10 protein-coding genes are annotated in these 12,708 nt (G+C 56.6%); 8 read left to right on the top strand and 2 right to left on the bottom strand.

Annotation, left to right across the window (positions count from 1 at the left end; translation table 11 throughout):
- Window positions 1-74: 74 nt before the first annotated feature.
- Window positions 75-326, bottom strand: a complete 252-nt coding sequence (locus ACSIPU_RS28675; protein WP_023320313.1) for an oxaloacetate decarboxylase subunit gamma — start codon at window positions 324-326, stop codon at window positions 75-77.
- Window positions 327-486: 160 nt separating this feature from the next.
- A complete protein-coding gene (citS, locus tag ACSIPU_RS28670; protein ID WP_004108277.1) occupies window positions 487-1,827 on the bottom strand; it encodes a citrate/sodium symporter CitS in 1,341 nt (446 codons plus the stop codon).
- A gap of 278 nt (window positions 1,828-2,105) precedes the next feature.
- Here citS and citC point away from each other — a divergent pair, with 278 nt between their 5' ends.
- From citC to carB, 8 genes are all read left to right on the top strand, one after another.
- Window positions 2,106-3,134, top strand: a complete 1,029-nt coding sequence (citC, locus tag ACSIPU_RS28665) for a [citrate (pro-3S)-lyase] ligase (RefSeq protein ID WP_017145014.1) — start codon at window positions 2,106-2,108, stop codon at window positions 3,132-3,134.
- A gap of 30 nt (window positions 3,135-3,164) precedes the next feature.
- Window positions 3,165-3,458 carry a citrate lyase acyl carrier protein gene (citD, locus tag ACSIPU_RS28660; RefSeq protein WP_004108271.1) on the top strand — a complete coding sequence of 98 codons (294 nt, stop codon included), beginning with the start codon at window positions 3,165-3,167 and terminating at the stop codon, window positions 3,456-3,458.
- Window positions 3,455-4,324, top strand: coding sequence for a citrate (pro-3S)-lyase subunit beta (gene citE / locus ACSIPU_RS28655; protein ID WP_004108268.1), 870 nt, complete (start codon window positions 3,455-3,457; stop codon window positions 4,322-4,324). The genes citD and citE overlap by 4 nt, the downstream gene beginning before the upstream one ends.
- 10 nt (window positions 4,325-4,334) lie before the next feature.
- Window positions 4,335-5,861, top strand: a complete 1,527-nt coding sequence (citF, locus tag ACSIPU_RS28650; protein ID WP_004108265.1) for a citrate lyase subunit alpha — start codon at window positions 4,335-4,337, stop codon at window positions 5,859-5,861.
- Window positions 5,862-5,943: 82 nt separating this feature from the next.
- A complete protein-coding gene (gene citG / locus ACSIPU_RS28645) occupies window positions 5,944-6,789 on the top strand; it encodes a triphosphoribosyl-dephospho-CoA synthase CitG (protein ID WP_371297967.1) in 846 nt (281 codons plus the stop codon).
- Window positions 6,790-7,036: 247 nt separating this feature from the next.
- Window positions 7,037-7,858, top strand: a complete 822-nt coding sequence (dapB, locus tag ACSIPU_RS28640; RefSeq protein ID WP_004108255.1) for a 4-hydroxy-tetrahydrodipicolinate reductase — start codon at window positions 7,037-7,039, stop codon at window positions 7,856-7,858.
- 457 nt (window positions 7,859-8,315) lie between these two features.
- Window positions 8,316-9,464 carry a glutamine-hydrolyzing carbamoyl-phosphate synthase small subunit gene (carA, locus tag ACSIPU_RS28635; RefSeq protein ID WP_017145012.1) on the top strand — a complete coding sequence of 383 codons (1,149 nt, stop codon included), beginning with the start codon at window positions 8,316-8,318 and terminating at the stop codon, window positions 9,462-9,464.
- An 18-nt stretch (window positions 9,465-9,482) separates the two neighbouring features.
- The gene (carB, locus tag ACSIPU_RS28630) at window positions 9,483-12,707 is read left to right on the top strand and encodes a carbamoyl-phosphate synthase large subunit (RefSeq protein ID WP_004108241.1); all 3,225 of its coding nucleotides are present in this window, start codon (window positions 9,483-9,485) and stop codon (window positions 12,705-12,707) included.
- The last annotated feature ends 1 nt before the right edge of the window (window position 12,708 follow it).

Below are 12,708 nucleotides of genomic sequence, written 5' to 3'. Positions count from 1 at the left end.
GTGGCGAAAAGGGACTGGTGGGCGTCGCGCAGGACGACATCGGTAATGGCAACGGTCATGGATTCCTCCGTGAATTAAGGGTTAAGTCGGCGATGGTGGTGGAGAGCGGCGGCAATCACCGGCTTTAAGCGGGCGAAATCGTCAGCGTGCGCGGCGGCGGGCGCAGGTGCCGCCTTCGGCGCGACAGCCGGTTCGGGGAAGAAGCGGTTGACGGCGGCGGACATGCCCTGGATGGCGAAAATCAGCAGAAACAGAAACGCCAGCACGAACCCCATGCCGAGGAACATCAGGGTGAAGCCTTCACCCAGCAGTACAGCTTCAGTCATTGAAAGACCCTAAAGTAAGGGCACGACGGCGTGTTTGAAGGCTAACCAAACGATACTTCCGGCTAAGGAGTAGGGTGGATTTCCCGAAGCCGCCCCCGGCTCTGGCCCCTAATTGGCATCGCTGTGGTTGACGCTCAAACATCGCCATCGTGCGTGTTGGTTACATCATCATGCCGAACACAATGCTGGCGATGACCAGCACAATACCGCCGCCCAGACGGGAGGAGATTTGCGCATAAGAGATAAGATTCATACGGTTACAGGCAGAGAGCACTTCCAGGTCGCCTGAGCCGCCGCGGTTAGCCATGCACAGGCCTGCGGTGATGGCGGATTCGATCGGGAAGAAGCCAATCATCCAGCCGCCGACGGCCGCCCCGACGACAGCACCTACAACGATTACCGCAGCGATGATGACGTTCGCGAAGGTAATCGCGTCGATAATTTCCTGCAGGTCGGTGTAGCACACGCCGACGCCGACCATCAGTACCCACAGCAGCTGCTTAGAGAAGAAGTCAGACAGGCGTTTGGCCCCGGCTTTGATCTCCGGCGAGCAGAGGCCGGAAGCATTCAGCGCCGCGACGATCAGCACCATCCAGGCGAAATAGTGGATTGAGACACCGCCAATGCTTGGCAAAATTTTCTTGGCAATGACGTAGGCCAGCAGGAAACAGGTGGTGGCGAGCACCAGGCCGACCGCCGTTTCGCGATGGGTAATCTGGCCTGCTTTTTCATCATCATCGACTTTAAAGGAGGCTTTACGTACCAGTTCGCCTTCCCCGCTCAGCCAGGTGTGTTTTTTACCGATAATATCGAGCAGTGCGGCAAAAACGATGGCGAAGATATTGGCGATGGTCAGAATGGCAATCGCGGTGGAGTAGTACTCTTCACGGGAGCGGCCGGTGACGGAGTGATAAATTTCGGACAGCGGAACCGCGCCTGCGCCGTTACCGCCGCCCATAATCGGCAGAACGTACAGCATCATGATGCGGTCTACGGAAATACCGAAGCACAGGCCGATGATAATCCCGAAGATAGATGCGCCGAGGATCCCCATAAGGATCGTCGGAATATAACCCAGCAGCGATTTCAACAGCAGTTTACGGTTAACCGAGAGAATTGCGCCAGTTATCAAAACTGCGATGAATAAGTTCAGGAAGTTGCTTTTATCCATCACATTAGTGATTGCATCAATTTCTTTTTGGGTAAAAATGCCTGCGTAAACGAAATAAGCAGCTACGAGGAAGATCATCACCGGCGCGCCGCCAATATATTTATTAAATATCGGCAGCCGTTTGCCAATTTCGCCAAAGATGGCGCCGATAATAAACATGATGGCGAAGCCGCCAACAATGTCGGTCGGCAGCGCGTTATAAAAATGTGAAAGTAGTAAAGTGATTAACGCAAACGCGTATAGCGGAAGCGGCATGCCGAAGATTTTAAACTTCAGCAGTTCACTTACACCATTTTTCTCCGTCGAAGGAGCCTGGCTCATATTAGTCATATGACGTCACCCTGTTAAAAAAAGGAATAATGCCGTTAGAAAAAGCAATAATAGGACGGCGGCATAATAATAAAGATGCGCTACGGCGATATGTGATTACGTTCACTGATTAGTCGTGTTTTTAATTAATTTAATTGTTTTTATTCTTCTGAATTAATTAACAACATAAAAACCATAAAGCAAATTAAGGTACGGGGAAAAGTGTGATTCAAATAAAAGAACCGCTACGGGAACGGTGGCGAAATACAGCTTGTTTTGGTCAATGAAGCGCGAAAAAAATGAATCTGATATTAAAACGCGTCGTGGTACAGAAAGATCCCCGGCGGCGAGAGGCCGTTGACCTCTTTCTTCATCAGCATCAGCTCTCGCTGGAGGCGGATTGCGAAATAGTGATTGTCGCCGAGTACCAGCGGCGCATTGTTGGCTGCGGCGCGATTGCCGGATGCGTGCTGAAGTGCATTGCCGTCGACCCGTCGCTGCAGGGAGAAGGGCTTAGCCTGAAGCTGCTGACTGAACTGATGACCCTGGCGTATGAGCTGGGCCGCAGCGAGCTGTTTCTGTTCACTAAACCTTATAACGCGGCCCTCTTTTCCTGCGCCGGTTTTTGGCCTATCGCCCGTGCGGGCGACAGGGCCGTTTTGATGGAGAACAGCCGCGAACGCCTGGCCCGCTATTGCCGCCAGCTCAGGATGTATCGCCAGCCCGGAGAAAAAATCGGCGCCATCGTAATGAACGCCAATCCCTTTACGCTGGGGCATCGCTGGCTGGTGGAGCAAGCCGCTCGCCAGTGCGACTGGCTGCATCTTTTCGTGGTGAAGGAAGATGCTTCATTTTTCAGCTACCAGGATCGCGTGGCGCTGATCGAGCAGGGGATCGCCGGGATCGATAACGTGACCCTGCATCCGGGATCGTCCTATCTGATCTCGCGCGCCACTTTCCCCGGCTACTTCCTGAAAGACAAAGGCGTGGTTGACGATTGCCACTGCCAGATCGATCTGCAGCTGTTTCGCGAACATTTAGCTCCGGCGCTGGGGGTCACCCACCGCTTTGTCGGCAGCGAACCGCTGTGCGAATTAACCCGTAATTACAACCTGCGTATGCGACAGCTGCTGGAAGCGCCCGGCGACGCGCCGACCATTGAAGTGGTTGAGCTGGCGCGGGTTGAGAAAGAGGGCGCGCCGATTTCCGCTTCCCGGGTGCGCAAGCTGTATCAGCAGCGCCAGTGGTCGGCTATCGAGCCGCTGGTACCGCCGGGAACGCTCGCTTTTCTGATGCATCTGGCGGAAAGCGAACGCCAGACCGCCTGATTTTACCGCCATAACTAAGGATCAGCCTCTATGGAAATGATGATTGACGCCCTGGCCGGCACGCTGGAGTCCAGCGATGTGATGGTCAGGATTGGGCCTGCGAATGAGCCAGGTATTCAGCTTGAAATCGACAGCATTGTGAAGCAGCAGTTTGGCGCGGCGATTGAACGCGTCGTCAGAGAGACGCTGACCCAGCTTGGCGTTACCCGGGCGAACGTCGTCGTCGATGATAAAGGCGCGCTCGAATGCGTGCTGAAGGCTCGCGTCCAGGCCGCAGCGCTGCGCGCGGCGCAACAATCTCAACCGCAATGGAGCCAGCTATGAAACCTCGTCGCAGTATGCTGTTTATCCCCGGCGCCAACGCCGCGATGTTAAGCACCTCTTTTGTCTACGGCGCTGACGCGGTGATGTTTGACCTCGAAGACGCCGTCTCGCTACGAGAAAAAGATACCGCTCGCCTGCTGGTGCATCATGCGCTCCAGCATCCGCTCTACCGGGATGTGGAAACCGTGGTGCGTATTAACCCGCTCAGCACGCCGTTCGGCCTTGCCGACCTTGAGGCGGTGGTGCGGGCTGGCGTCGACATGGTGCGTCTGCCGAAAACCGATAGCAAAGAAGATATTCATGAGCTGGAGGCTCACGTCGAACGTATTGAGCGCGAGTGCGGCCGGGAGGTGGGCAGCACCAAATTAATGGCGGCGATTGAGTCGGCGCTGGGCGTGGTGAACGCGGTAGAAATCGCCCGCGCCAGTCCGCGTCTGTCGGCCATTGCGCTGGCGGCCTTCGACTACGTCATGGATATGGGGACCTGCCGCGGCGACGGTACGGAGCTGTTCTACGCCCGCTGCGCGGTGCTGCACGCGGCCCGCGTCGCCGGAATCGCGGCCTATGACGTCGTGTGGTCGGACATTAACAATGAAGAGGGTTTCCTCGCGGAAGCGAATCTGGCGAAAAATCTCGGCTTTAACGGCAAATCGCTGGTTAACCCGCGCCAGATTGAGCTGCTGCACCAGGTTTATGCCCCAACGCTGAAAGAAGTTGAGCATGCGCGGGACGTCATCGCGGCGGCGGAAGAGGCGGAAGAACGCGGACTCGGCGTGGTCTCGCTAAACGGCAAGATGATAGATGGACCGATTATCGATCATGCGCGCAAAGTCGTGGCGCTGTCGGCTTCCGGCATTCGTGATTAAGGAGGAAATAATGAAAGAGACCGTGGCAATGCTTAATCAACAGTACGTCATGCCGGAAGGATTAGAACCTTACGCAGGGGTAACGGCGAAGAGTCCGTGGCTGGCCAGTGAAAGCGAAAAGCGGCAGCGTAAAGTCTGCGCTTCGCTGGAGGAGGCGATTCGCCGCTCCGGGCTGCAAAACGGTATGACCATCTCCTTTCATCACGCGTTTCGCGGCGGTGACAAGGTGGTCAATATGGTGGTGGCGAAGCTGGCTGAAATGGGCTTTCGCGATCTGACGCTGGCCTCAAGCTCGCTGATCGACGCCCACTGGCCGCTGATCGAGCACATAAAAAACGGCGTGATCCGGCAGATTTACACCTCCGGTCTGCGCGGGAAGCTGGGGGAAGAGATCTCCGCCGGGCTGATGGAAAATCCGGTACAAATCCATTCCCACGGCGGCCGGGCGTATTTAGTGCAAACCGGTGAGCTAACCATTGACGTGGCGTTCCTCGGCGTGCCGTGCTGCGATGAATATGGCAATGCCAACGGCTTTAGCGGTAAATCCCGCTGCGGCTCGCTGGGTTACGCCAAAGTGGATGCCGATGCCGCCAGATGCGTGGTACTGCTGACTGAAGAGTGGGTGGATTATCCGAACTATCCGGCCAGCATCGCCCAGGATCAGGTGGATCTGATCGTGCAGGTTGATGAAGTCGGCGATCCGGCGAAAATCACCGCTGGCGCGATCCGTCTGACCAGCAACCCACGCGAGCTGCTGATCGCCCGCCAGGCGGCCAAAGTCATCGAACATTCGGGCTACTTCAAAGAGGGCTTCTCTTTGCAAACCGGTACCGGCGGCGCATCGCTGGCGGTAACTCGCTTCCTCGAAGATAAGATGCGTCGTAACAATATCACCGCCAGCTTTGGTTTGGGCGGGATTACCGGCACGATGGTCGATCTGCATGAAAAGGGCTTGATCAAAGCGCTGCTGGATACCCAATCTTTCGACGGCGATGCCGCCCGTTCGCTGGCGAACAACCCTAATCATATCGAAATTTCCGCTAATCAGTACGCCAATCCCGGTTCGAAAGGGATCTCCTGCGAACGCCTGAATGTGGTGATGCTCAGCGCACTGGAAATCGACACCGGGTTTAACGTTAACGTGATGACCGGCTCCAACGGTGTACTGCGCGGGGCGTCCGGCGGCCATAGCGATACGGCGGCAGGCGCGGATTTAACCATTATCACCGCGCCGCTGGTGCGTGGGCGTATTCCGTGCGTGGTGGAGAAAGTCCTGACTCGCGTCACGCCGGGGGCCAGCGTGGATGTGCTGGTGACCGACCACGGTATTGCCGTTAACCCGGCGCGTCAGGACCTGATTGATAACCTGCGTAACGCGGGCATCCAGCTCATGACCATCGAAGAGCTACAGCAGCGCGCCGAACTGTTGACCGGCAAGCCTGATCCGATCGAATTCACCGATCGGGTCGTGGCCGTGGTGCGCTATCGCGATGGTTCGGTGATCGACGTGATTCGTCAGGTTAAAACCGCTGGTTAAACGCGCTGAGGAGAAAGGCATGAGCGAAGTGATAATAAGCCAGCATCGGCCATTGAGCCGTCAAACGGTGACGGCTGAGGAGATGGTTTCTCGCGTGGGACGGGCGCTACTGACTGAAGTTCGCCTGACGCCGAAGCCGGGTCTGGTGGATATTCGTAATGCCGGCGCGCATCGGGATATGGATCTGGCCACCTTTGAGGCCAGTACGGCGGTTGTCGCCCCGTGGATGGAGAAGTTTTTCATTATGGGACACGACACCGCCAATATCACGCCGGAACAGGTGTTGACGATGCTGCGTCCGGTGGGCATGGCCTGCGAGACGGATATGCTGGAAGCCACCGGCGGGGTGAACACCCATCGCGGCGCGATCTTCGCTTTTGGCCTGCTCTGCGCGGCGGCGGGAAGACTGGTTGCCAGAGGGGAGCCGGTTGAACAGCATCGGGTTTGCGATCAGGTGGCCCGATTCTGTCGCGGCCTGGTGGCGCGCGAGCTCTCCTCCTCTGAAGGAAAGAAGGTGAGCAAAGGCGAAGGGCATTTCCTGCGCTACGGGCTCTCCGGTGCCAGAGGCGAAGCGGAAAGCGGCTTTCACACCGTGCGCACTCAGGCGATGCCGGTATTCAATCGCGTCATGGCGAATACCGGCGACGCCAATCTGGCGTTATTGCAGACCCTGCTGCATCTGATGGCCTGGAATGACGATACCAATCTGGTATCGCGCGGTGGGCTGGAAGGGCTGAATTTTGTTCAGCAGCAGGCGCAAAAGCTGCTGTGGGAAGGCGGAGTGCTGGCCGATGGCGGGCTGGAAGCGCTGCGCCAGCTGGATGATGAACTGATTGTTCGCCATCTTAGCCCTGGCGGCAGCGCTGACCTGCTGGCGGTAACCTGGTTCCTGTCTGGTTTTCCTGCCGGGGAGATGTTCCTGCATTAATTGCCCGGTTTTTCATCGATAGCTGACCCCGGATTGACCTGCACATGGCTGAACCGGGGTTCCAGCCCCATTTGTTCATTCCTTCTCTCTGCCCAATGGCCGATTCCCGGCATAATCGTATAGTTTTTACTGATATCGGCGGCAGTTTGTCATAAATTTCTAATTATCGGTGTTTTTGAGTAGCGGCTCATCGTTGGGCTAGTTACTCTGAAAACAATTTACGTAGTGTTAACAAAAGAGAATAGCTATGCATGATGCACATATCCGCGTGGCCATCGCGGGCGCGGGCGGCCGGATGGGACGCCAGTTAATTCAGGCGGTACAGCAGATGGAAGGCGCGGCGCTTGGCGCGGCGCTGGAGCGCGAAGGTTCCTCGCTGCTCGGCAGCGATGCGGGCGAACTGGCGGGCGCGGGCAAGTCAGGGGTGGTGGTGCAGAGCAGCCTTGAGGCGGTAAAAGACGATTTCGATGTCTTCATCGATTTCACCCGTCCGGAAGGCACGCTGAACCATCTCGCTTTTTGCCGTCAACATGGTAAAGGCATGGTTATCGGCACCACCGGTTTTGACGACGCCGGGAAGCAGGCCATTCGCGAGGCGTCGCAGGAGATCGCCATCGTCTTTGCCGCCAACTTTAGCGTTGGCGTTAACGTTATGCTTAAGCTGCTGGAGAAAGCGGCGAAGGTGATGGGCGACTATACCGATATTGAGATTATTGAAGCGCATCATCGCCATAAAGTCGACGCGCCATCAGGTACGGCGCTGGCGATGGGCGAGGCGATTGCCGGCGCGCTGGATAAAGATCTGAAGGAGTGCGCGGTATACAGTCGCGAAGGCTATACCGGTGAACGCGTTCCCGGAACCATCGGCTTTGCAACCGTGCGCGCCGGGGATATCGTCGGCGAACATACGGCGATGTTTGCGGATATCGGCGAACGTATTGAAATCAGCCATAAGGCTTCCAGCCGGATGACTTTTGCAAATGGTGCCGTTCGCTCTGCATTATGGCTAAAAGGCAAGAAAAATGGTCTTTTTGATATGCGTGATGTGCTTGAATTGAACTCTTTATAACGATTATTACCCATCGTGATGTGGTTATTGCTTTCAATAAGTAATTGATTGCAAGGGGCAATACTTTATTGCCCTTTTTTATTTTTTGATTTTTGCGATTTTTATTGGATGAACCCTCCAAAAAAATACATTATCCACCCTGATTTTGTTGTTTTATTGTAAATTTTGACCATCCGGTCCACTTTTTTACACCTTGAGCGCAGTTTTTACACTCTTCCGCCTCCGCAAGCGTTTTCCCAGGCGAGTTAGTTGATCTTTTTGCCGCTTAAAGCAGAGATTACAGAGTAGTCGCCTGAAACAAGATTAAAAATATCCGCTTTAAGTTGACTTTTACCCGCCATCTCTCCAGAATGCCGCCGTTTGCCAAAATTCTGCGGGCAACAGATTTGCATTGATTCAGATCTACATTATGAATTAATATGCAAATAAAGTGAGTGGATATTCTCTGGAGGGTGTTTTGATTAAGTCAGCGCTATTGGTTCTGGAAGACGGAACCCAGTTTCACGGTCGGGCCATTGGGGCTACCGGCACGGCGGTTGGGGAAGTCGTTTTCAATACTTCAATGACCGGTTATCAAGAAATCCTCACTGATCCTTCCTATTCCCGCCAAATCGTCACTCTAACTTATCCCCATATCGGCAATGTCGGCACCAATGCCGCCGATGAAGAATCTTCTCAGGTACACGCGCAGGGTCTGGTCATTCGCGATCTGCCGCTGATTGCCAGCAACTTCCGCAATACCGAAGACCTCTCTTCTTATCTGAAGCGCCATAACATTGTAGCGATTGCCGATATCGACACCCGTAAGCTGACCCGCCTGCTGCGTGAAAAAGGCGCGCAGAACGGCTGCATCATCGCCGGCGATAGCCCGGATGCGCAGCTGGCGCTGGAAAAGGCAAAAGCGTTCCCGGGCCTTAACGGTATGGATCTGGCGAAGGAAGTAACCACCGCAGAAACCTACAGCTGGACGCAGGGAAGCTGGACCCTTGCGGGTGACCTGCCGGAAGCCAAAGCGGAAAGCGAGCTGCCGTTTCACGTGGTGGCCTACGATTTCGGCGCCAAGCGCAACATTTTGCGCATGCTGGTAGACCGCGGCTGCCGTCTGACGGTGGTTCCGGCTAAGACTCCTGCCGAAGAGGTGCTGAAGATGAATCCGGACGGGATCTTCCTGTCCAACGGTCCCGGCGACCCGGCGCCTTGTGACTACGCTATCGACGCGATTGAGAAGTTTCTGGAAACCAGCGTTCCTGTATTCGGCATTTGCCTCGGCCACCAGCTGCTGGCGCTGGCGAGCGGCGCGAAGACCGTGAAGATGAAGTTCGGCCACCACGGCGGCAACCATCCGGTAAAAGATATTGATAACAACGTGGTGATGATCACCGCGCAGAACCACGGTTTCGCGGTGGATGAAGCGTCTATGCCGGCCAACCTGCGCGTCACCCATAAGTCGCTGTTCGACGGCACCCTGCAGGGGATTCATCGTACTGACAAACCGGCGTTCAGCTTCCAGGGACACCCGGAGGCGAGCCCCGGCCCGCACGATGCCGCACCGCTGTTCGACCATTTTATCGAGTTAATTAAGCAGTACCGTCAGTCCGCGAAATAATCAGGAGTTAAGAGAGCCATGCCAAAACGTACAGATATAAAAAGCATCCTGATTCTGGGCGCGGGCCCGATTGTTATCGGTCAGGCGTGTGAATTTGACTACTCCGGCGCCCAGGCGTGTAAAGCGCTGCGCGAAGAGGGCTACCGCGTCATTCTGGTGAACTCTAACCCGGCCACCATCATGACCGACCCGGAAATGGCCGATGCTACCTACATCGAGCCGATTCACTGGGAAGTGGTGCGCAAGATCATTGAGAAAGAGCGTCCGGATGCGGTTCTGCCGACCATGGGCGGCCAGACGGCGCTGAACTGCGCGCTGGAGCTGGAGCGTCAGGGCGTGCTGGCCGAGTTCGGCGTGACCATGATTGGCGCGACCGCCGACGCGATTGATAAAGCGGAAGACCGCCGCCGTTTCGACGTGGCAATGAAGAAAATTGGCCTCGACACCGCGCGTTCCGGGATCGCACATACCATGGAAGAAGCGCTGGCGGTTGCCGCTGAAGTTGGCTTCCCGTGCATCATCCGTCCTTCCTTTACTATGGGCGGCACCGGCGGCGGTATCGCCTACAACCGCGAAGAGTTCGAAGAAATCTGCGAACGCGGTCTGGATCTCTCGCCGACGAATGAGCTGCTGATTGATGAGTCGCTGATTGGCTGGAAAGAGTACGAGATGGAAGTGGTGCGTGATAAAAACGACAACTGCATCATCGTCTGCTCTATTGAAAACTTCGACGCAATGGGCATCCACACCGGCGACTCTATCACCGTCGCGCCGGCACAGACCCTGACCGATAAAGAGTACCAAATCATGCGTAACGCCTCGATGGCGGTACTGCGTGAAATCGGCGTAGAGACCGGCGGTTCCAACGTTCAGTTCTCGGTGAACCCGAAAGATGGCCGCCTGATCGTTATCGAAATGAACCCGCGCGTCTCCCGCTCCTCGGCGCTGGCCTCGAAAGCCACCGGCTTCCCGATCGCTAAAGTGGCGGCGAAGCTGGCGGTCGGTTACACCCTTGATGAGCTGATGAACGATATCACCGGCGGCCGCACCCCGGCGTCGTTTGAGCCGTCCATCGACTACGTTGTGACCAAAATCCCACGCTTCAACTTTGAAAAATTCGTCGGCGCCAACGACCGTCTGACCACCCAGATGAAATCGGTGGGCGAAGTGATGGCGATTGGCCGCACCCAGCAGGAATCCCTGCAGAAAGCGCTGCGCGGCCTGGAAGTCGGCGCTACCGGCTTCGACCCGAAAGTGAGCCTCGATGATCCGGAAGCGCTGACCAAGATTCGCCGCGAACTGAAAGATGCTGGCGCTGAGCGTATCTGGTACATCGCTGACGCTTTCCGCGCGGGCCTCTCCGTTGATGGCGTATTCAACCTGACCAATATCGACCGCTGGTTCCTGGTGCAGATTGAAGAGCTGGTGCGTCTGGAGGAGAAAGTGGCTGAAGTCGGTATTACCGGCCTCGACGCCGACTTCCTGCGTCAGCTCAAGCGTAAAGGCTTTGCCGATGCGCGTCTGGCGAAGCTGGCTGGCGTGCGCGAAGCGGAAATCCGCAAGCTGCGCGACCAGTATGACCTGCACCCGGTCTACAAGCGCGTGGATACCTGCGCGGCGGAATTCGCTACCGATACTGCCTATATGTACTCCACCTATGAAGATGAGTGCGAAGCCAATCCGTCCGTTGACCGCGATAAAATCATGGTGCTCGGCGGCGGCCCGAACCGTATCGGCCAGGGCATCGAGTTCGACTACTGCTGCGTCCATGCCTCCCTGGCGCTGCGCGAAGACGGCTACGAGACCATTATGGTCAACTGTAACCCGGAAACCGTCTCTACCGATTACGACACCTCTGACCGCCTCTACTTTGAACCGGTGACGCTGGAAGACGTGCTGGAAATCGTGCGCATTGAGAAGCCGAAAGGCGTTATCGTGCAGTACGGCGGCCAGACGCCGCTGAAGCTGGCGCGCGCGCTGGAAGCCGCAGGCGTGCCGGTTATCGGCACCAGCCCGGATGCAATCGACCGTGCGGAAGACCGTGAGCGCTTCCAGCACGCGGTTGACCGCCTGAAGCTGAAGCAGCCGGCGAACGCCACCGTGACCGCGATCGAAATGGCGGTCGAGAAGGCGAAAGAGATTGGCTACCCGCTGGTGGTGCGCCCGTCCTACGTTCTCGGCGGCCGCGCGATGGAAATCGTCTACGACGAAATCGACCTGCGTCGCTACTTCCAGACCGCCGTCAGCGTCTCTAACGATGCGCCGGTGCTGCTGGACCGCTTCCTTGACGATGCGGTTGAAGTTGACGTCGATGCCATCTGCGACGGCGAAATGGTGCTGATTGGCGGCATCATGGAGCATATCGAGCAGGCGGGCGTACACTCCGGCGACTCCGCGTGTTCGCTGCCGGCCTACACCCTGAGCCAGGAAATTCAGGATGTGATGCGCGAGCAGGTGCAGAAGCTGGCCTTTGAGCTGCAGGTACGCGGTCTGATGAACGTGCAGTTTGCGGTCAAAAACAACGAAGTCTACCTGATTGAAGTCAACCCGCGCGCGGCGCGTACCGTCCCGTTTGTCTCGAAAGCCACCGGCGTACCGCTGGCGAAAGTCGCGGCGCGCGTGATGGCGGGCAAAACGCTGGCTCAGCAGGGCGTCACTAAAGAGATCATCCCGCCGTACTATTCGGTGAAAGAGGTGGTTCTGCCGTTTAACAAATTCCCGGGCGTTGACCCGCTGTTAGGGCCAGAAATGCGCTCTACCGGTGAAGTCATGGGCGTTGGCCGCACCTTCGCGGAAGCGTTCGCCAAGGCGCAGTTAGGCAGCAACTCGACGATGAAGAAACAGGGACGCGCGCTGCTCTCCGTACGCGAAGGCGACAAAGAGCGCGTGGTGGATCTGGCGGCAAAACTGCTGAAGTTTGGTTTCGAGCTGGATGCAACCCACGGTACCGCGATTGTGCTGGGCGAAGCCGGCATCAACCCGCGTCTGGTGAACAAGGTGCATGAAGGCCGCCCGCACATTCAGGACCGCATCAAGAATGGCGAATACACCTACATCATCAACACCACCGCAGGCCGTCAGGCGATTGAAGACTCCAAGCTGATTCGCCGCAGCGCCCTGCAGTACAAAGTGCACTACGACACCACGCTGAACGGCGGTTTCGCTACCGCAATGGCCCTCAATGCCAACGCGATAGAGAAAGTGACCTCGGTGCAGGAAATGCACGCGCAGATTAAAAAGTAAT

This window comes from Klebsiella sp. HN106 (assembly GCF_051209435.1).
GTDB classification, from domain to species: domain Bacteria; phylum Pseudomonadota; class Gammaproteobacteria; order Enterobacterales; family Enterobacteriaceae; genus Klebsiella; species Klebsiella oxytoca.
The sequence above is the reverse complement of the archived record's forward strand: the minus strand, read 5'-3'. Positions and strand labels throughout refer to the sequence as shown.